Below are 20,258 nucleotides of genomic sequence, written 5' to 3'. Positions count from 1 at the left end.
GATCACCCGTGTGCAAATTAGCAGGCAAGACAGGGAAAAGCCAGAGATTAGCCCGCAAACGCAGCACCGGAAGCAAGCGTGGCAGGGTCTTCCGGGTGCGTGTGATCCCAGGCGGTTATTCGGCCGGTACGGCCGCTATACTCCGAGGCAGGTGGCCATATTTGCAATGCCCCAGTCGTCAGGGAGTGGGCATCTTGGTTCTGCTTGGATTTCCACCATAAAGCGCTGCCGGGAGCCTGTGTCAGAAAGGCGTCGCCGGCCCGACTGCAAATCCCGCCAAATTTCAGCCATGGCGGGCGGCGAAGGCGTCGAAAATCGCCAGCGATTCCGCCCGGGATTCGCGATGGGCCGGCAGGTGCCGTCGGGCATCCGCCGGCAGGCCGACCTGGTCGCGCAACTCCTCCATGGAGAAGCGACGGCGCACCGCAGGGTTCTTCCCCACAAGCTTCGCCATGAAGGCCGCACTGTCCCGGGCATCGGCCGCGTAAACCAACTGCGTAATGCCGGCGAGCAGCATGGTCGCAACACACATGGCGCAGGGCTCCGCCGTCGTGACCATGATGGCCCCGGCGAGGCTGGTGGTGCCGAGCCGCTTGCAGGCATCGCGGATCGCCTCGGTCTCGCCGTGGGAGGTCGGATCGGACAGGGCTTGCGCGCGGTTCAGCCCCTCGCCGACGATCCGGCCGTCCAGGACCACCACGGCGGCATAGGGCAGCGCGCCGGCCTGGTCGGCGGCGGTCGCCGCGATTTCGAGCGCACGGGCCATGGCAGCGGCCTGGGAGATGGATGCGTCGGCGGGCATGGCGTGTCCTTCGCGGCATGGGGCAGGCAGAAGGCAGGTCTTGCCAGCGGCTCTCCCCATCCTCCGGCGGGTTCAAGGCGCAAGAGGGGCGGTTGCGATGGCCGGCCACTCGCCACCGCCCCGGTCTTGCCGCCCGCGCTCAGTCTTCGGTCTTGGGCGCGATGTTCGGAATGCCTGCCATCAGCGAACCCGGCACGCTGTCGGCCAGTTCGTCGACGCTGAACATGCCGCCGTCCTCGAACTTGTAGAGCGCACGGGCTTCCTCGCCGTAATAATAGGTGTGGATCAGGCCTTTTTCGGCGTGGAAGATCTGGCCGTTGATGTCGGCGGCCTCTTCGGTGCAGAGATAGGCGACCATCGGGGCCACGAATTCCGGCCCCGGCATGGCCATGCGCGACTCGTACTGGGCCTGGGTCAGCAGGCCGCTGTCCAGGCGCCGCTTCCAGCCCGCAATCACCGCATCGTTGACGGTCATGCGGGTGGCGGCCATCGGGCACATGGCGTTGGCGGTGATGCCGTATCGGCCACACTCGCGGGTGATGGTGCGGGTCAGGCCGATGATCCCGGCCTTGGCCGCCGCATAGTTGCACTGGCCGACCGAGCCCTTGAATGCATCGGACGAGAAGTTGACGATCCGGCCATAGCGCTGCCCGCGCATCAGCTTGATGGCGTGGTGGCACATGTTCCAGTGCCCCTTCAGGTGCACGTTGATGACCTGGTCGAAGTCTTCTTCGGTCATGTTCCAGATCATGCGCTCGCGCAGCATGCCGGCCACGTTGACGACAAAGTCGACCTTGCCGAACGTGTCGGCGCACTCCTTCACCATGCGCCCGGCGGTGTCGTATTCCGCGACCGAGCCGTAGTTCGCGATGGCGGTGCCGCCCGCGGCCTTGATTTCGGCGACCACCTCGTCCGCCGGGCGTTCTTCCGTCGCCTCGCCGCCGCGGCCGACGCCGGGGTCATTGACGACGACGCTGGCGCCTTCCTTGGCCATCAGCAGGGCCACCGCACGGCCGATGCCGCGCCCGGAGCCGGTGACGATCCCGGCCTTGCCTTCCAATCGCATGACTTGTTTCCTCCTGTGCCCGGTTGAGTGGGCGATTAGCGAATGCAAGCATGCTAGACTCCGGCTCCGCGCCCCGGCAAGGCGAACCGCGACTGGGGAATCCATGCGCAAGAAGAAGGGGGCCGAAGCCCCCTTCCCGTCAGTTCAGCATGTAGTTCGGCAATGTCAGCGAGATTTCCGGGAAGGCGATCAGAAGCACCATGATCACCGCCTCGGCCGCCAGGAACCAGGCCAACCCCCGGAATATGGTGGTGAGCGGTATGGCGTCGCCCACCACGCTTTTCACAACATAGGCGTTGAGGCCCACGGGCGGGGTCAACAAACCGATCTCGATGTATTTGACGACGATCACGCCGACCCAGATCAGGTCCAGCTTCAGCGCCTCGAACATCGGCAGGAACACCGGCAGGGTCAGCAGCATCAGACCCAGCGGGTCCAGGAACATGCCTAGGATCAGATAGACGATGGACAGGCCGATAATCAGCAGCAACGGGTCGATGGCCCAGTCGCCGATCATCTCCGCCATCAGCATCGGCACGCCGCTGAACGCCAGCAGGCGGGTCAGCAACAGGGCGCCGATGGCGACGAAGAAGATGCCGGCGGTGCTCTCCAGCGCTTCCATCACGCTGGTCCGGAAAATCTGCCAGGTCATGCGCCCCTGGAAGAAGGCGATGATAATCGCGATCAACGCCCCCAGCGCACCCGCTTCCGTCGGCGTGGCGATGCCGCCATAGATGCTGCCGACCACGCCCAGGATCAACAACGGCACCGGCCAGATTTCGATGAGCGCGCTCCAGCGCTGGCCCCAGGTGACGGTCTCGCTCACCGCCGGCGCCAGTTCGGGGTTCAACCAGCACCGGATGATGATCATGCCGGCATAGATGAAAGCCGTCAGCAGCCCCGGCAGAATGCCGGCGATCAACAACGCGCCGATCGAGGTCTCGGTGAACCAGCCATAGAGCACGAAGGCGATGGAGGGCGGGATCAGGGCGCCGAGCGTGCCGGACGCGGCGACGACGCCGGCGGCCAGCGCCTTGTCATAGCCGAGGCGCAGCATCTCCGGGATGGCCAACCGGCCCATGGCGGCCGAGGTCGCCAGCGATGAGCCGCTGGCGGCGGCAAATCCGGCGGAGGCGAAATTGGTCGCGACCGCCAGGCCGCCCGGCAAGGCCGACAGCCACAGCCGGGCCGCATTGTAGAGGCTGGAGGTCAGCCCGGAATGATAGGCGACGGAGCCCATCAGCAGGAACATCGGCACCGCCGACAGCGACCAGCTGGCGCCGAACTCGAACGGCAGGTCGCCGAAAATGCCGAAGGCCGACTCGGTCGAGCGGGCGAACATCAGCCCGACCAGGGACACCGAGCCGAGGGCGATGCCGATGGGAACGCGCAGGCCGATCAGCACCAGCAGCGCGACGATGGCAATGATGCCGATCCAAATCGGATCCATTGCTCAGTTCTCCTCGATGATGATGCCGTCTTGGGTCTGCTTGGTCGGTTCACCGCGGCCGGTGAAGCCGTATCGCAGGTCGCGGATGGCTTGCAGGATCATGATCAACGTCATCGCCCCGACGGCGATGGGCAGGAACCAGCGCGACGGCCAGACCGGCAGGTCGAAGAAGGTCACGTCCTGCACTTCGTTCGAGGCGGTGGACGCAATCGCCTGCTCCAGGGTCAGCCAGAACAGAATGCCCACATAGACCGCCCCCAGGACGGCGATCAGGCCTTCCAGGCGCGCCATGGCCCGCGGCTCCATGGTGCGGGTGAACAATTCCACCATCAGATGCTTCTTCTGCACCTGGATATAGGCGACCGGCAGAAACACCGTCGCGACCATGTAGTACCAGGCAACGATTTCCAGGGTGGCGGTCATGGGCTGGTGAAAGATCGTCTTGCCGACCACGTCGGCGGCGACATGGATCATCATCAGCGTGATGGCGACGCCGGCGATCCAGAGAAGCCCCACGCTGAACCGCTCCAACAGGCGCTCCAAGGCAGCCATGACGGAGATCCTCACAGGTAGAAGGGAAAGGGGTGTGCGGCGCTGGCCGCAGCAACGGGGCCGGCGACGGACCAATCGCCGTCGCCGGCCGCGCGCATCAGGGATAGGACACCTTGCTGTAAATTTCGGTGTTCAGCGCTTCGGCGTATTTCGCCCACTCGGCATCGCCCCAGAAACCCGGATTGATGTCGTTCACGATCTTGGTCCACTTGGCGATGTTCTCCTTGAACTTCGCCACGATCGGTTCCGGGTCCTTCACGCCGCGCGACTTGGCCAACTCGATCACCCGAGCGGTGTCGTTCTGGCGCATGTGCTCGACCGCGTCCTCGAAGCTTTTGTCCACGGTGAGCCACTTGATGCCCTTGGCTTCCGCTTCCTTGCGGATGCTCGCGTCGTCATCCTCGTATGCCCGCGCGATGCCGACGACCGCCTGGACGAGATTGTCGACGAAGGCCTGCTTTTCCTTCTTCGACAGTTTCTGCCAGGTGTTGGTGCGCAAATTGATAAAATTGGTACCGTGATACGTGCCGAGCCCGGAGTCGGAGACCGTCGTCACCATGTCCCACAGCGCCATGGTTTTGAGCCAGGGCAACGGCCCCATGGCACAGTCCACCTGGCCGCGCTGCAACGCCTCGTAGATTTCGGCGCTGGTGACATTCACCGGCGTCGCACCCATATTCGCCGCCAACACGCCCATGGCACCGGTGCCGCGCACCTTCTTGCCCTTCCAGTCGTCGGCGGTGACGATGCTACCGCTGACGCACATCAGGTGATAGGGCGTCAGCGAGTAGGAGGCGAACGGCAGCACCTTGTCTTCCGTATAGTCCTTCTTGCAGGCGGGACAATCCAGTTGCAGCATCTGGTTGACCGCACCGGTCATCACCCGCGCATCCCGACCCAGCACCGCCAGGTCGCTGATCAGGGCGCTGGTCGGCAATTCGTTCGGCGTATAGACGTCGGCCAGCAGGCCCATGTCGGCGGTGCCGTTGCGGATGGCGTTCAACGTGGTCTTGCCGCTGGCGAGCGAGCCGCCGGCAAACAGCTTGATGGTCAGCTTGCCGTCGGTCGCCTTGGACAGACGCTCGCCGAACGGCTCGACGCCGTGGGTGTGGACCGGGTGCTTCGCCGGAACGGAACTGGCATAGACCAATTCCCTGGCCTGTCCGGCGCCGGCTGCCAAGACCAGACCGACGGCCGCCATACCGGCCAAGATTGCTCGTTTCATGAGGCTTCCTCGTTTCTTCCTGTAGACCACGCGGGATACACTCCCGTCATCAAGAGTGAGGAAACGATGGCAGTTTGCCGAACGCTCCGCAAGGGTCGAGCAGACCTAGCCGGCGATTGGTCCACCTCCGACATCTGCGCATGCAGGGATGGCTCCGGCCGGACACCCCCTTATACTGAAGCGCCCATCGCCCCGAAGCCCGCAGAGGAACCGCGCGCATGAAATTCAGCATCTGCGTCATGGCGAATATCGACGAAATCGGCTTTTTCAATCATGTAGAAGCGCTCGGCTATCACGCGGTCTGGGTGACCGACAGCCAGATGCTGTTTTCGGACTGCTATGCCGTCCTCGCCCTGGCGGCACGGCAGACCTCGCGCCTGCAACTCGGCACCGGCACGGCCATCACCGGCACCCGTATTGCGCCCGTGCATGCCGCCGCCGCGGCGACACTCAACCGCATCGCGCCGGGCCGCATCCATATCGGCATCGGCACCGGCAACACCGCCATGCGCACCATGGGCCAGCGCCCCATGCGGATTGCCGCCTATCGCGAGTATCTGCGTGCGCTCTCGGGCCTGCTGCGGGGCGAGACGCTGGACTACACCCACAATGGCGTCACCAAGCCGGTGAAACTGCTGATGCACGACGAGACCGGCTTTATGAATCTGGAGCCGAAAATCCCGCTCTATGTCTCGGGCTTCGGGCCGCGGGCCATGGGGCTGGCGGGCGAGTTCGGCGACGGTCTGGTCTTCGCCATTCCGCCCCGCGGCGTCGCCGTGCCGGAAGCGCTGGGCCATGTGCGGCAGGGGGCGGCCAGCGTCGGCCGCAGCATCGGCGCGGACTTCCGCAACTGCGCCCTCACCAACATCGCTTTGCTACAGCCCGGCGAGGCCGTGGACAGCGACCGCATCAAGGCGCTGATCGGCCCGAACGTGATGGCCAGCGTCTATTATTTCTATGACGAGGTGCACGAGCGCGGCGTCGAGGTGCTGGATTTCCTGAAGCCGATCTGGAAGCCCTATTGCGCCCTGGTCGAGGACACCGCCCCGGAACTGCGTCATCTGCGCACGCACGAATTCCACTACACCTATCTGCATCCCGGCGAGGCGGAGTTGATCACCGCCGACCTGATCCGCGCCACCTGCCTGGTCGGCGTGGCCGATGACCTGGTGGAGCAGGTGCAGGACTTGGAGCGCCAGGGCCTGCAGGAGATCATGTGGGCCGCCGGCACCCAAGGCAAGTGGCGCTTCGCCGAGGATTTCGCCCGCCAGGTGATGAGCCGGGTCTGAGGCCGCCGGGCTTCGGCCTCTGCCCTCTCCCTTTTCCCGCGAAGGCGGGAGGCCGCGGAGCGTTGTTGGCCCTCCGCCATCTCGTCACCCCCTTCTCCCGCGAAGGCGGGAGGCCATGCCTGAGCGCATCCCGCAGAGCCGGGAGTTTGTGAGGGATTCTCAGGCATGGACCCTGTGTCAAGCACGGGGCGGGGTGGAACGGGTGGCGCGGGCGGCGCCTGGACCGCTGGCGCCGCGGGTCCAAGGCCCTCCGCCCTCTACCCCAGGCGATAGGCGCGCGTTGCGGCGCCGGCGAACAGGTCGGCCTTTTCGGCGGCAGAGGCATCGGCCGCCATGCGCTTGAAGGCATTCCAGGTGGTCTGGTAGCTGGACCAGCGCTTCTGCACTGGGAAATTGCTCTCGAACATGCAACGGGCCGGGCCGAAGGCGTCGATGCAGGCGCGCATCCACGGCCCCCACGCCGCCGCAATCTCCTCCGATCCCGGCGGCAAAGAGCGATCAGCGGTCGAGCCGGGCATGCGGATCGGCAGCGCCCCCAGCTTGCAATAGACGTTCGCCCTCTGGCCCAGATCGGCAATGCCCTGCTGCCAGTCGCGAAACACTTCCTCGCCCTTGTCGCGATAGGGGCCGCCCAGGATCGGGCTGCCGACATGGTTCAGCACGATGGCGAGATTGGGCAGCTTGTCCGCCAGGGCCGCGACATCCGCCAATTGCGGATGATAGAGCCAGACATCCAGGGTAAGGTTCATGTCCGCCAGCACACCGGCCGCCTCCACCACCGCCGGGTCGATCAGCATGTGCCGGGCCGGGGCGACATTGGGGATGCGCTCGTTCGCATCCCAGCCGGTGGAATAGCGCACGCCCTTGAACCGGCCGGCGGAGCGTTCGAGGTGGCGCTCCAGCAGCGGCCGCACCGCGGCGCCCAGGGTCATCTCCACCCGGCCGAACATGGCGGCACAGGCGCGTGCCGGACCGAAGGCGCCACTGGCCGCCATCGCCGCACAACCGACGATGAACTCGGTCTCGCCCAGCGGCCTTTCCGCCTCCGGCCCGTCCGGCCGGTACATGGAATGGCACTCGGCGAACACGGTCGAGACGATGTTGTGGCCGCTGGCGGCGTCCTCCATGAATTCGGGGATCAGGTAGCGGTAGCCGTTGCGCATCCACAAATGGTGGTGCGGGTCGATGATCGGCAGGTCGGGCTCCAGAATATCTTCCTGAAGCTTGGCAAGCCAGGCATCGTCCGGTGCGGTGTGGCCCATATTGGCGCCGGATGTCTTCTCGGCCATGGCGGGGCGGCTCCTCATATGTCGGTTTGGTCGCATGATGTGCGCCGCCACACCGGACGGCAAGACCCACCGTTCGGCGTCGCATTCCACGCTGCATTCCGCGACCGCCGCGATTTCCCGCCGCAGCGGGCCGACCGGCATGGAATCCCCTCGGATTTAATCCATATGTTACATTCCACTTTAACAACGCAAGCTGCCCGCCATTCCCAGACCCATCGGAGGAACGAGCGATGTCCGAAACCCGATTGGCAGACGCCATTTCCCAGTATGGCCGCGAGGCCTATCTGCTGACCGTCAGCGAAACCGGCCCGCACACCAGCAGCGTCCGCGTCGACCTGGACGGCGAGACCGTCACCTGCGTGCTGGGGCGGAGCGCCGGCCGGAATATCGCGACCCAGCCCAATGTCTCGCTGTTCTGGCCGCCGCGGGAGCCGGGCGGCTATGCGCTGATCCTCAATGGCACGGCCCGGCCGGCGCCGCCGCGGGGCGATGATGCGATGGCGCAAATCACCCTGACCAAGTCGGTGTTCCACCGCGCCGGCCCGCGGGACGAGGAGCGGGAAGGCCCCTGCACCGCCGATTGCAAGCCGATCCGCCGCGCCGGCTGACGAGCCGACCGGGCGAGCAGCCCGGGCGAGACGCGTGCGCGGTGCGGGCGCGGCTGCTAGGGTGACGGGGTCTCAGCCAAGGAGGCCCCGATGACCCAGGAAACCGCCCGCTCCCGCGCCGCCCTGCAACGCCCCCGCCGCCTGCATCATGCGGCCTGGGTGACCAAGGACCAGGAAGCCACCCGTCAGTTTTACGAGGAAATCATCGGCCTGCCGATGACCGCCTGCTGGAAGGAAAAATCGCCCGACGGCCGCGAATACTGCCACACCTTCTTCGAAATCGGCGATGGCGGTGCCGTCGTCTTTTTCCAGTGGGACGACCAGGACGAACACCCGCCGGAGCTGAAATCGCCCGGCCATCTGGCGCTGGAATGCGATGCGGAGACCCAGGCCGCGATCAAGGCCCGGCTGGACGCCGCCGGCTATGCGACCCGGCTGACCGACCACGGCTATTGCGTCTCGCTCTATTGCAACGACCCGAACAATCTGCGCCTGGAATTCACGGTCGATCACCCGGATTTCCAGCGCATCTATGCGGAGCACTCGCCCAACGCCCATCGCTATCTGCGCGAATGGCTGTCGGGCGAGCGCAGCGTCAACAACGATATCCGACCGCACTGAGTGGCCCTTCCCTGCCCTCTTCCGGGCGTCGCCATCGGCGTGATACGCTTTGGCGACAAAGCACGGTGCAGGGATGTCAGCCACTTATGACCGAATTCGACTATGTCATTGTCGGCGGCGGGTCCGCCGGCTCGGTGCTCGCGCATCGGCTGTCGGCCAAAGGCGCCAACAAGGTGCTGCTGCTGGAAGCCGGGATCGATACGCCGCACGGCAACATCCCGCCGGAGGTGCACAACAGCTATCCCGGCACGGTTTATTTCGACCCGCGCTTTCACTGGAACCAGTTGCAGGTCACCACCCGCGCCCGCGAGCACAACCGGCCGGAGGCGCCGCGGCCGCCGCTGCGCAAATACGAGCAGGCGCGCGTCATGGGCGGCGGTTCCTCGATCAACGGCCAGTTGCTGAACCGCGGCTCGCCGAACGACTATGACGACTGGGGCCGCCAGGGCGCCGCGGGCTGGAGTTGGGAGCGATGCTTCCCTTACTTCAAGAAGCTGGAACGCGACATGGATTTCGGCGGCGAGTATCACGGCCAGACCGGCCGCATCCCCGTCCGCCGGCTGTTCCAGGAGGACTGGCCCGGCCACGCGCACGCGGTTGCCGAGGCCTTCAAGCAACTGGGGTTCGAATACCGCGCCGACCAGAACGGCGAATGGAAAGACGGCTATTTCCCCATCACCATCTCCAACATCTATGACCGTCGCGTCTCTGCCGCCATCGGCTATCTGGACCCGGCGACGCGGCAGCGCCCGAACCTGACCATCCAGTCGGAGACCATGGTCGCGGAAATCCTGTTCGACGGCCTGAAGGCCACCGGCGTGCGGGCCGTGCACAAGGGCCAGAGCCAGACCTTCAACGCCAGAGAGGTCATTCTCTGCTGCGGCGCCATCCATTCCCCCGCCCACCTGATGCGGAACGGCATCGGGCCGGAGGGCCATCTGCGCGAGATGGGCATTGCGGTGCGCCATGCCCTGCCGGGCGTCGGCCAGCACCTGATGGAACACCCGGCCCTCGGCCTGGCCGGCTTCCTGCACGACCGGTACCGGCAGCCGGAACGGATCAAGCGTCACATTCATGTCGGCTTGCGCTATTCCTCCGGCATCGGCGAGGCGCCGCCCGGCGACATGTTCCTGATCCAGATCGCCAAGAGCACCTGGCACCAGGTCGGCTGGCGCCTCGGCTCGCTGCTGATGAGCGTCTACAAGTCCTATTCCACCGGCGAGGTGAAACTGGCGACCCGCGACTATCGCGACGAGCCGGTCGTCGACTTCGACCTGTGCAGCGACCGCCGCGACCTCGAGCGGATGATGGACGCCTACCGAAGAGCCATCACCATCTATCGCCATCCGGCATTGCACGGCGTGATCGAAACCCCGTTTCCGGCCGCCTATTCCGACCGTGTGCGCGCCTTCGCCCAGGTGACGACCAAAAACAAGGTGCTCACCCGGATGGCCGGTTGGGCCATGGACTCGAACAAGAGCGTGCGCGACTACCTGATCCGGAACGTGATTGCCGAAGGACCGACCGTCGACGACCTGATGAACAGCGAGGATGTGCTGGAAGGGTTCATTCGCGACAACGTCCACGGCATCTGGCACGCCTCCTGCACCAACCGGATGGGCGCCGACGACGACCCGATGGCGGTGACCACCGGCACCGGCCGGGTGCGGGGCGTGGCCGGCCTCAGGGTCTGCGACGCCTCGATCATGCCGAGCGTGCCCTGCGCCAACACCAACGGCCCCACACTGATGACCGCCGAGAAAATCGCCGATCACATCCTGGCGGGCGAGTGAACCGGCACCGCGGCGACGCTACCCGTCCGGGAAGGCCGATGCAGAAGTCCTTTGCGGCCGGGCCGATTGCGATCATCCTGGGGAACCCTATCTGAGGGGCAGTCCATCGCCTTGACCCAGCCGAAGGAAACCACGCGATGTCCATCGCCATCAAAGGCCTGCACCACAACGCCTATCGTTGCCGGGATTCCGAGGAAACCCGCCGCTTCTACGAGGATTTCCTTGGCCTGAAACTGGCGGAGGCACTGCCGATCAGGACCACCCAGACCGGCCGCAAGACCGACGTGCTGCACACTTTCTACGAGATGGGCGACGGCTCGTTCCTGGCCTTTTTCGAAGCGCCGGACCGGCCGTTCGAGTTCAGGCAGCAGCACGATTTCGACCTGCACATCGCCCTGGAGGTGGAGCCCGATCACCTGAAGGCCATGTTCGAAAAGGGCAAGGCCGCCGGCATCGAAACGCGCGGCATCTCCGACCATCACTTCATCGACTCGATCTATTTTCGCGACCCGAACGGCTATGTCATCGAGCTGTCGGCCAAGAAGGGCGAGAGCCCGCGCGACTACGCCCGTGCCCATGACATTCTGAAGGACTGGCAGGCTGCCAAATCCGCCTGATTCCGCGCCCATGCCGCGGCCGATCGCTCCCCTGTTTCCGATTGAGGATGGGCCGTGGCGCATGGCCATGGCCCTGCGTCCGCTCGATCCTGCCGACTGGATCGCGCCGGACGACGACCTGGAGGCCCATCTGGCCGAAAAGGAACGCCTGCTGGCGGAGCGCCGGGACGAGGTATTTGCCGCCCTGCCCGGCAGCGAAGCGGCGCAGGCGGAGGTGCTGGCCCGCCTGGTCGAGCACCTGCCCCGCCGGTTTCCCGCCCTCTATGGCCGCGATGGCGACTCGCTGCGCATCGGCCCCGACCGCAGCGTCCGCCTGGATGGCGACGCCCCGCCCCTGCTGACCGCCGGCCGGCTGGTGCAGGAGGATTTGTGCCTGATGCAATCGCCGGCGCCGGGCGAGCCCTATTGTCTGACGGCCGCCAGCCTCTGCTTTCCCAGCCGCTGGCGTCTGGCCGACAAGCTGGGCCGGCCCATGGCGGCGATCCACGCGCCGGTGCCGCTCTATGCCGAGCGCATGGCGCGGCAGGTCGATCGCTTTCTCCAGCATTTAAAAGCCGACAAGCCGGTCTGGCGGATCAACTGGTCGCTGCTGGACGACGGCGCGCTGTTCCAACCCACCGGTCATGGCCGCACCGAATCCGATCCGCGGTTCACCGTCGAAAACCTGCCGCAGAGCGTCTGGTTCCGCTCCGAGCGTCAGACCCTGGTGCGCCTGCCGGAGAGCCAGGCAATCTGTTTCGGCATCCGGATCTACCAGGCGCCGCTCGGCACCCTTGCCGCCGACCCGGTACGTGCCCGGCGCCTGCTGACGGCGATCCAGACCATGGCGCCGGAGATGGACGCTTACAAATCCTTCGCCGTTTTCCGCCGGCCGCTGGTCGCGTATCTGTGTACGCGTGCATCTTAATATAGTATCGACAATTTATGCTATATGTGTAAAATTCTCCTTTTACAGTGTCAGCTTTCTTTACACTATCACTCCATAAAACATTAATATAATACATTTTTTAGCAGGATATGTTGGTATTTGATCTGGCATAGGCAATGCATACAAATCGGTGGTGTTATATATTGGAGGCATCACCATGAAACTCATCCTTGCCCCTCTGGCGGCCATCGCCCTCATGGCGGTTCCCGTCGCGGCCAGTGCCGTTGCCCTCACCAGCATCGGCGGGCCGAACGATTACAGCATGGTCGACGTCAGCACCAATGCGGCTCCGGTGGCGTTGCCGGCGTTCGCCTCTTGGTCCGCCGCGCCGACCATCCGCTCGGGCAATATTTCGGGCATTGCCCGCTCGCCGTTCGACGAGACGGTGAGCGATACGTTCACCAGCTCCCTGGCCGGCGCCATAGATCTCATGTATTTCGCCGTTGGCCCGGACAATCCGGCCAATCCGGCCATCCTGAGCTTCTCGCGCCAAATGTCCTCCCTCAGCTTCCTCTGGGGGTCGCCGGACGACTATAACGGCCTGACCTTTTACCTGAACGGCATGCAGGTCGGTGGCCCGTTCGATCAGACGGACGTCAACCCGCCGCTGGCGCCGACGAACCCGCCGACCTCGAACGTCTATGTCACGTTCACGGGTCCGTTCGACGAGGTGCGCTTCGCTTCTTCCTCGAACGCGTTCGAGTTCACCGGCCTCTCCGCACGGGTCCCGGCTCCGGCCACGCTCGCCCTGCTGGGCGGCGGCCTGGTCGTGCTCGGTCTGGTGCGTCGCCAGCGCTGAGCCGAACAGCCAAATCAACGCACGAGGCGGCTTCTTCGGGAGCCGCCTTTTTTGCGTCCGGTATGCCCGGCATTATCGAAGGGAGAGTGGGCCTGCGTCGTGATCGCGTCGGTGACTAGGGGCTAGGCGCGCCCGCTTCGGTCGGCCTAGACTGCGGCCTTAGTCTTATGCACCGCCTTCCCGACCGACCTGGAGCCCTGCGCCCATGCCAGCCATCGCCACCACCGCCACCCCGGAATCCGTCGGCCTTTCGACCGACCGGCTCGCCCGCGTCGACGCCTGGCGCGAGAAATGGGTCAATTCCGGCAAACTGCCCTGCGCCCTGACCGCGGTCCTGCGCCGGGGCGAGATCGTCCATGCCGGCGTCACCGGCCAGGCGGATATCGAGCGCAGCAAGCCGGCCGCGCTCGACACGATTTTCCGTATCTATTCGATGACCAAGCCGCTGACCTCGACGGCGATCATGATGCTGTACGAGGACGGCCACTTCCAGCTGGACGACCCGATCAGCCATTATGCGCCGGGCTTCAAACACATGCGGGTGATGACCGGCGGCAGCCGCGGCACCATCGCGACCGAGCCCGCGCACCGCGAAATCACCTATCGCGACCTGCTCTCGCACACCTCCGGCCTGACCTATGGCTTCATGGAGTCGAACCCGGTCGATGCGCTCTACCGGTCGAACGGCATCGACTTCAACTGGGGCGAGAACAAGTCGCTGGACGAGGTGATCGACAAGCTGGTGCAGGCGCCGCTGATCGCCCAGCCCGGCACGGAATGGAACTATTCGGTCGCCACCGACGTGCTCGGCTATCTGGTGCAGCAAATCAGCGGCCAGCCGTTCGACGTGTTCCTGCGCGAAAGGGTGATCCGGCCCCTGGGCATGGTCGATACCGATTTCTGGGTGCCGGCCGACAAGCTGGACCGGTTTGCCGGCAACTACACCCGCAAGCCGGATGGCGGCCTGGCCCTGATCGACGATCCCCAGGACAGCCCGCGCTACAACGCCATGCCGCCGGTGGCGAGCGGCGGCGGCGGTCTGGTCTCGACCGCCCACGACTATCTGCGCTTCTGCCAGTTCCTGCTGAACAAGGGCGAGTTGGAGGGCGTGCGCCTGCTGGGCCGCAAGACCGTGGAGCTGATGACCAGCAACCATCTGGGCGGCGACATGGCGGAGATGGGTCAGCCGACTTTCTCCGAAAGCCCGTATTATGGCATCGGCTTCGGCCTGGGATTCTCGGTCATGCTGGACCCGGCCAAGGCGCACATTCTGGGCACCCCCGGCGAATATGCCTGGGGCGGCGCCGCCAGCACCGCCTTCTGGTGCGATCCGGCCGAGGACATGGCCGTGGTCTTCCTGACCCAGTTGATGCCGAGCAGCACCTATCCGGTGCGCCGCGAATTGCGGGTACTGACCTACCAGGCCATCGTCGACTGAGACGCACGCCACCCCGAACTTTCCCGGACGGCGCAAAGCGGCGATCCGGGACCTCCGGCCGGGCCTGCCTCCCGCATGAGGTCCCGGCTCTCGCCTGGGGCTCGGCCGGGAAAGCCGCCCGGTGACGCATTCCCCCTATCGCCAGGCCCATTTCGGCTGTTCCAGGTGGGCGACCGGCGTGTGCCGGCCGGCGAGCGCCACCTCGCGGAACTGGTAAATCAAGGCCGCGGTCGGCGCGTGAACATGGCTTTCGGCGATGTGCACGCGGACCAGCGGGTGCTCGCTGTCGGGGATGGGTGCCAGTTCCACCACATCGTCCGGCGCCAGATGCGCCAGCGGGATGCGGTGCAGGCGGGCCACCTCGTCCGGATTCGGCACGGCCTCGACGCCGGGACCGGCCCAGACCACCACCGGCGTGATGCAATAGCCGGAGCGGGTCGGGTAGTCGTCCAACAGGCCCAGCACGGCCGAAGCCTCGAGCCGCACGCCGATTTCCTCGTCCATTTCGCGCAAGGCCGCCGTGATCGCATCCTCGCCCGGGTCGAGGCGGCCGCCCGGCAGCGCCCACTGCCCGGAATGGCGATTCAGGCGCGGCGCCCGCTTCGTCAGAAAGAAGGCGGGCGCCCCCGTCTCGTCGGCCGTCACGGTGATGGCGACGGCGGCCCGTTTCAGCCCGTCAGCCGTTGCCGCCGACGGCGTGAAACCGCGCATATTGCGGTCGATCCCGGCCCGCAGCCGGTCGAAATCCGTTTCGTGAAACACCGGAAGCTCTCAATCCTTCAGTCGTGGCCCAAGACTATATCCCGCGCCCTTCAAACCGGCGACCCTTTGGCGTGGATAAAAATTTCTGGCGTCCGACCTCTGGCTTGTGTCTTAATCCCGCGTGTCAAACTGTCCAACGGCGCCAAACGTTACGCGGCAGTGGCACTGGAGGAAATTGCGCCATGACTGCGGACGCTTACCGCCATAACCGTGTGTATCCCAAGAACCCGCGTATCGGGACAATGGCCGAGAGTATCGACGGCTTCCAACCGCCAACACCGGCGCTCGCGCGGCGTTGCCGAGGGCAGCATGCGCCGGAAGCCGCCCGCCCCCCATCGCCCTGACGGCCGAATAGCCGTCGGCTACCCGCCAAGCCAACCAAAACCGAAGAACAGGGAGTTCCCCACCCATGCCCCTTTCCCGCCGGGATTTTCTCCGCATCACCAAGGACTACGGCACCAAGACGGCAATGTTTGCCGCGATCACCGGCACCACCGCCGGCACGGTGCTGGGCCAGTTCGCCGCCAGGGACGCGCACGCCGCCAAAAGGGCGAAATACAAATTCCGGTACGGGCCGTCGGTGATGACGCCCAAAAGCGACGGCTATCTGCAAATCCGGGTCTACGACTTCGCCAACTGGATCGAGGAACTGTCCGATGGCGAGATCGCCGTGCAGATCATCGACAAGGGCCAGGCCTGCGCCGAAAACCAGTGCGTTGAGCGGGTCGGCGCCGGCGTGCTCGACATTGGCGGTTCGTCGGCGCAGAACGCCGCCGCCGTCGTCTATCACGCCCAGGCATTGGACTGGCCGTTTCTGTGGCGCGACCGCACCTCGCTGGTGAACCTCCTGCACGATCCCAGCATGAACGCGGTCTACCGCGATGTCTGGAAGAAGAAATACGGCATCGAATTCCTGTACTGCTCGAACGAGATGCGCGACGTGTTCATGGGGCTGAAATACAGCGACCTGCCAGAGGTGCGGCACCCGGACCAACTCAAGGGCCGCAAGCTGCGCATCACCAATTCCGCCATGATCCAGAATTTCGCCGCCTCGCTCGGCATGAGCCCGGTGCCGCTGGCCTGGACCGAGACGCTGGAGGGCATGAAATCCGGCGTGGTCGACGGCATGGAGACCTGGGGCTCCAGCGCCGCCGGTTTCGGCATGACGCGGGTGACCGCCCAGGCGGTGGAGCTGGACTTCTGCCCCGGCATGGGCTCGACCTTCATCAACAGCCGCAGCATGGAACGCCTGCCGGAACGGTTGCAGGAGGTGGTGCGCGAGGCGGCGCGGCGCGCCAGCGAGTTGTCGGAAGAGAAGGTCGGGTGGGGGCTGGACGCCATCACCGGCTGCGGCCCGAACCCGGCGCCCGACAGCGATTATGTGAAGATGAGCGCCACCATGCGCCATGTCCGCCTCACCGAAGACGAGATGGACACGTTCCGCGAGCGCGGCTCCGTCGAGCGCAACGGCCAAATCTATAGCGAAATCCGCAAGGAACTGGATGCCTTGGCCGGTCTCGACGTGTTTGGCGCGGTCTCGGAATACGAGAAGAAAGTGCGCGGCAAGCCGCTGAATGCCCAGAAATGGTGGGCCTGACCCGATTGCTTTCCCCCGGACGGCATTCGTAACCGGCCGGGATTCCCCCTTTGATTCGTATGAACGCAAGCTCCCTGGCCGCGGCAGCACCCCGGTCGGGGATGGGAGTGACTGCGCATGGGTCGGTTCCTGGACGATCTGATATCCGGCATTGAAAAGGCGGTCATGCTCGCCGCCTATCTCACCATCATTCTGGTGGTCGGGCTGGAGACCATCCGACGGATGATCACCGGCGAGCAGGCGGCCTGGGGGCCGGAGATCGCCATGGGGGCGTTCGTCTGGCTCTCCTGGTTCGCCATGGCGAGCGGTGTCCGCACCGGCGCCCACCTCTCCTTCACCACCCTGCGCGACCGGATGGGCCCGCGCCTGCGCCAGGGCATGGAAGTGTTCGACTGCCTGCTGTGGTTCGCCCTCGGCCTGATCGTGATTGCGGTTTCCTGGGACGTGGTCGAGTTGAACGAGCGCTTCAACCAGAAGATTTTCGGCACCGACATCCCCATGGCGGCCATCTCCATCGCCGTGCCGCTGGGCTGGGCCTTCACCATGATGCGCGTCGCCCAGCAACTGGTCCGGGTGCTGCGGGGCGAGACCGGCCCCCATGTTACCGCGGAGGACATCCGATGAGCGGGGACGATCTCACCACGCTGCAAATGCTGGTGGACTGGCTGCGCGACGTGCTGGACGTCTGGACCATCACCGGCATTTCGGTCGCGCTGTTCTTCCTGGGAACGCCGGTGGTCCTGGTGCTGGCGACCTGGGTGATGGCCTCGTCCTATTTCATCGTCGACTTTCCGCTGATGAATGTGGGCATTGCCGCGAACGACTCAATCAAGAGCTTCATCTTCCTGGCCGTGCCGCTGTTCGTCATCACCGGCGACTTCCTGACAGAGGGCGGCATCAGCCGCAAGCTGATCGCGTTCTCGCGCTCGTGCGTCGGCTTCATGGCGGGAGCAACGGCAGCGACGGCCATGTTCTCGTGCGGCCTGTTCGCGGCGATTTCGGGCTCGAACGCGGCGACGGCGGCGACCATGGGCCGGTTGCTGGGGCCGGAGATGATCGAACGCGGCGTCAAGCCGGGGCTGGCGGGCGCGATCATCGCCGCTGGCGGCACGGTCGGCGTCATCATCCCGCCCAGCGTCATCTTCCTGATCTACGGCGTCACCATGGAAGTGCCGAGCGTCGACCTGTTCGTCGGCGGCATGATTCCGGGCGTCCTGATGGTCCTCGCCCTGATGGGCGCGGCGGTCTGGCTCACCGGCAAGATCGAGCCGGGCACGGGTATTCGCGCGTTTCGGCCACGGCAGATCCTGTGCACCGGCGCCCATGCCTGGGCCGGCTTCATCGCCATCGGCGTGATCTTTCTCGGCATCTACTGGGGCTATTTCAGCCCGACCGAGGCCGCGGGCGTCGTCGCCATCTATTGCTTCATCGTCGGCACGGTGCCGTTCCTCGGCGGTCAGTTGAAGCTGCGACAAGTGCCGGGAATCCTGCTGAACAGCGCCCGCCTCGCCGGCCTGCTGGTGCCGCTGGTGGTATTTTCGATCCAGTTCCAGCAGGTTTCCAGCGTTATGGGCTTGCCCGAAGCGATCCAGGATTTTCTGGGTGAGCTGGGCGCTCATTACGGTTACGCCGTGCTGGTCATCGTCATGATGCTGCTGATCCTCGCCGTCGGTGCCATCACCGAGTCGGTGGCCGTGGTGCTGATCCTGGGGCCGATCCTGGGGCCGGTCGCAGAGAGTATCGGCATCGATCCCGTGCACTGGGGCGTGGTGTTCGTCGTCGGCACCACCATCGGCTTCATCACCCCGCCCTATGGCCTGAACCTGTTCGTGGTCTCGGGCGTGCTGGGCATCAACTACGACCAGATCATCCGCCATGTGTTCAAGCTGCTGCTGCCGCTGATGGTGGTCTGGGGCCTGGTCACGGCCTTCCCCTGGCTGAGCATGGTCCTGTTGGCAAAATAGCGACCGCCGCGCCGCCCTCCCACGCAAGAAGGCCCCCGGTGACGCAACCGGGGGCCTTTGCATTGGGGACGCGGTGTCGGCGACCGGCGATCAGTCGAGCCGCACGAGATCGTTGGTGGGCTTGCCCTCCGGCCCGATGGCACGGACCTCGACAATGCGGCCGGCGTCGTCACGCCGGCCGACAATGGCGAGGCCGTCGTCCCAGTGCACCGGGCGCAACATGCGCACATGCACCTTGAACGCGTCCAGCAACCCGTCCGTCTGCGCCACCTGAACCAGGTTCTGCACCATGGCATTGCCGGCGAAAATCGGCATGCGATAGCCGAAATTCTGCGCATAGGCCGGGTCGGTGTGGATGATGTTGCGGGTGTTGCCGCTGTAGCCGAGGCATTTGGCCGGCGTCACCTGCCGGTTGCACAGCAACTCCCAGCCCGGCTCCAGATCCACGGGCGGCGGCGGGCGCAGGGCGGTGGAATAGCCATCCTCCGCCGCCACTGCCGGCCGTGGCCGCATCTTGGTCTGGTCGGCCATCAGCGCCTTCGGCTTGACTTCCAGCAAAAGCCGGCCGTCCGGGCCGTGATAGGTGAAGGCACCGTGCATCATCCAGCCGCGCGGGTGGTCGTCCACCGCCGTGAATCGCCCGGCAAAGGCGATCGGCGCTTCCAGCGGGATCGGCGCGAATTGCTCGATCGTGCTTTCGGTGTGGACATAGCCGCGGTCGTCGTAATTGGCGAACAGCGCCTCGCCGATCACCTTGATCGGCCGGGTGGCCAGGATGGTCGGGTCGGCGCGGTCGCCATAAAAGCCGTGCGGGATGTCGCAGCAGGCATGGCGCCAGCGCTGCTCGCCCTCGGTCACGGTCAGGATTTCGCTCGGAAACTCATAGCCCGCTTCGACGCGGTAGGCGATGGCGTCCATCGTCTCTGCCCTCCCCGGTTCAGGCGGCCTGTTCGGCGGCAGCGTCGTAGTTCAGCTCGATCAGCAGCCCGTTCGGGTCGCGCACGAAAATCTGCCAGAGCTTGCCGCCCGGCACGATGCGCGCCTCGTATTCGTAGCCGGTCGACTCCAGATGCGTTTTCATCGCCTCGAAGCCATTGCTGACAAAGGCGATATGATCGATGCAGCCGGTACCGTCCTTCTGCCCTTCGCCGCTGCCGGAAATGTCGATCAGATGCAGCACCGGGCGGCCTTCGCTGTAGAGCCAGGCGCCGGGGAAGGCAAAATTCGGCCGGTCGCCGTCCTTCAGGCCCAGGACCTTCTCATAAAAGCCCACCGTTTCGGCCAGTTTGGCCGTGCGAATATTGTAGTGGTCGAGCAAGCCGACGGACATGGCGTCCTCCCGCGTTTTGGCGTGTGTGGTCGCCCGGATACTACCGCCGCGGGGCACCTCGTGTGAAGTCGCTCATAGCCGGGGCCACCGACACGGGTTAGGCTTTCCCGCGGTGGGGCGCCAGCGCA

At 65.4% G+C, this 20,258-nt stretch carries 20 protein-coding genes; 11 read left to right on the top strand and 9 right to left on the bottom strand.

The window, feature by feature from the left end; all coding sequences use genetic code 11:
- Window positions 1-283: 283 nt before the first annotated feature.
- From H6844_18610 to H6844_18590, 5 genes are all read right to left on the bottom strand, one after another.
- Window positions 284-802, bottom strand: coding sequence for a nucleoside deaminase (locus H6844_18610; protein MCB9931421.1), 519 nt, complete (start codon window positions 800-802; stop codon window positions 284-286).
- Between the two features lie 139 nt (window positions 803-941).
- The gene (locus H6844_18605) at window positions 942-1,868 is read right to left on the bottom strand and encodes an SDR family oxidoreductase (GenBank protein MCB9931420.1); all 927 of its coding nucleotides are present in this window, start codon (window positions 1,866-1,868) and stop codon (window positions 942-944) included.
- Between the two features lie 139 nt (window positions 1,869-2,007).
- Complete coding sequence (locus tag H6844_18600; GenBank protein ID MCB9931419.1) at window positions 2,008-3,318, bottom strand: TRAP transporter large permease subunit; 1,311 nt, start codon at window positions 3,316-3,318, stop codon at window positions 2,008-2,010.
- A 3-nt stretch (window positions 3,319-3,321) separates the two neighbouring features.
- Window positions 3,322-3,870: a TRAP transporter small permease gene (locus H6844_18595; protein MCB9931418.1), complete on the bottom strand. Its 549-nt coding sequence runs from the start codon at window positions 3,868-3,870 to the stop codon at window positions 3,322-3,324.
- A 97-nt stretch (window positions 3,871-3,967) separates the two neighbouring features.
- Entirely contained in the window at window positions 3,968-5,095 is a 1,128-nt protein-coding gene (locus tag H6844_18590) for a C4-dicarboxylate TRAP transporter substrate-binding protein (GenBank protein ID MCB9931417.1), read from the bottom strand.
- Window positions 5,096-5,313: 218 nt separating this feature from the next.
- Between H6844_18590 and H6844_18585 the strand changes: the two genes are divergently transcribed.
- Window positions 5,314-6,384: an LLM class flavin-dependent oxidoreductase gene (locus H6844_18585; GenBank protein ID MCB9931416.1), complete on the top strand. Its 1,071-nt coding sequence runs from the start codon at window positions 5,314-5,316 to the stop codon at window positions 6,382-6,384.
- Between the two features lie 257 nt (window positions 6,385-6,641).
- On the opposite strand, the gene H6844_18580 is transcribed toward H6844_18585, so the two are convergent.
- On the bottom strand, window positions 6,642-7,673 hold the full coding sequence (locus H6844_18580; protein MCB9931415.1) for an amidohydrolase family protein: 1,032 nt from the start codon (window positions 7,671-7,673) through the stop codon (window positions 6,642-6,644).
- 230 nt (window positions 7,674-7,903) lie between these two features.
- Between H6844_18580 and H6844_18575 the strand changes: the two genes are divergently transcribed.
- The 7 genes from H6844_18575 to H6844_18545 all read left to right on the top strand — a co-directional run bounded on the left by H6844_18575 (window position 7,904) and on the right by H6844_18545 (window position 14,477).
- Entirely contained in the window at window positions 7,904-8,281 is a 378-nt protein-coding gene (locus H6844_18575) for a pyridoxamine 5'-phosphate oxidase family protein (GenBank protein ID MCB9931414.1), read from the top strand.
- Window positions 8,282-8,371: 90 nt separating this feature from the next.
- Entirely contained in the window at window positions 8,372-8,902 is a 531-nt protein-coding gene (locus H6844_18570; GenBank protein ID MCB9931413.1) for a VOC family protein, read from the top strand.
- A gap of 86 nt (window positions 8,903-8,988) precedes the next feature.
- On the top strand, window positions 8,989-10,695 hold the full coding sequence (locus tag H6844_18565) for a GMC family oxidoreductase N-terminal domain-containing protein (protein MCB9931412.1): 1,707 nt from the start codon (window positions 8,989-8,991) through the stop codon (window positions 10,693-10,695).
- 137 nt (window positions 10,696-10,832) lie between these two features.
- On the top strand, window positions 10,833-11,312 hold the full coding sequence (locus H6844_18560; protein ID MCB9931411.1) for a VOC family protein: 480 nt from the start codon (window positions 10,833-10,835) through the stop codon (window positions 11,310-11,312).
- A 61-nt stretch (window positions 11,313-11,373) separates the two neighbouring features.
- The gene (locus H6844_18555; GenBank protein ID MCB9931410.1) at window positions 11,374-12,219 is read left to right on the top strand and encodes a DUF3445 domain-containing protein; all 846 of its coding nucleotides are present in this window, start codon (window positions 11,374-11,376) and stop codon (window positions 12,217-12,219) included.
- Between the two features lie 178 nt (window positions 12,220-12,397).
- Window positions 12,398-13,039 (top strand): PEP-CTERM sorting domain-containing protein, encoded by a 642-nt coding sequence (locus H6844_18550; protein ID MCB9931409.1) that lies wholly within the window; start codon window positions 12,398-12,400, stop codon window positions 13,037-13,039.
- 205 nt (window positions 13,040-13,244) lie between these two features.
- Window positions 13,245-14,477, top strand: a complete 1,233-nt coding sequence (locus H6844_18545; protein MCB9931408.1) for a beta-lactamase family protein — start codon at window positions 13,245-13,247, stop codon at window positions 14,475-14,477.
- A gap of 135 nt (window positions 14,478-14,612) precedes the next feature.
- Here the strand turns inward: H6844_18545 and H6844_18540 are convergent, their stop codons facing one another.
- The gene (locus H6844_18540; GenBank protein ID MCB9931407.1) at window positions 14,613-15,188 is read right to left on the bottom strand and encodes a CoA pyrophosphatase; all 576 of its coding nucleotides are present in this window, start codon (window positions 15,186-15,188) and stop codon (window positions 14,613-14,615) included.
- 460 nt (window positions 15,189-15,648) lie between these two features.
- Here H6844_18540 and H6844_18535 point away from each other — a divergent pair, with 460 nt between their 5' ends.
- The 3 genes from H6844_18535 to H6844_18525 all read left to right on the top strand — a co-directional run bounded on the left by H6844_18535 (window position 15,649) and on the right by H6844_18525 (window position 18,800).
- Window positions 15,649-16,836 (top strand): TRAP transporter substrate-binding protein, encoded by a 1,188-nt coding sequence (locus H6844_18535; protein ID MCB9931406.1) that lies wholly within the window; start codon window positions 15,649-15,651, stop codon window positions 16,834-16,836.
- A gap of 117 nt (window positions 16,837-16,953) precedes the next feature.
- Entirely contained in the window at window positions 16,954-17,460 is a 507-nt protein-coding gene (locus H6844_18530; protein ID MCB9931405.1) for a TRAP transporter small permease subunit, read from the top strand.
- Between the two features lie 53 nt (window positions 17,461-17,513).
- The gene (locus H6844_18525) at window positions 17,514-18,800 is read left to right on the top strand and encodes a TRAP transporter large permease (protein ID MCB9931404.1); all 1,287 of its coding nucleotides are present in this window, start codon (window positions 17,514-17,516) and stop codon (window positions 18,798-18,800) included.
- Window positions 18,801-18,890: 90 nt separating this feature from the next.
- On the opposite strand, the gene H6844_18520 is transcribed toward H6844_18525, so the two are convergent.
- Both H6844_18520 and H6844_18515 read right to left on the bottom strand, forming a co-directional pair.
- Window positions 18,891-19,718 (bottom strand): hypothetical protein, encoded by an 828-nt coding sequence (locus H6844_18520; GenBank protein ID MCB9931403.1) that lies wholly within the window; start codon window positions 19,716-19,718, stop codon window positions 18,891-18,893.
- A 19-nt stretch (window positions 19,719-19,737) separates the two neighbouring features.
- On the bottom strand, window positions 19,738-20,130 hold the full coding sequence (locus H6844_18515) for a VOC family protein (protein MCB9931402.1): 393 nt from the start codon (window positions 20,128-20,130) through the stop codon (window positions 19,738-19,740).
- Window positions 20,131-20,258: the final 128 nt, after the last annotated feature.

The sequence above is a fragment of the Alphaproteobacteria bacterium genome (assembly GCA_020638555.1).
Taxonomy (GTDB): Bacteria; Pseudomonadota; Alphaproteobacteria; order Bin95; family Bin95; genus JACKII01.
Note: the sequence above shows the minus strand (reverse complement) of the source record. Positions and strands in the feature narration are given on the sequence as shown.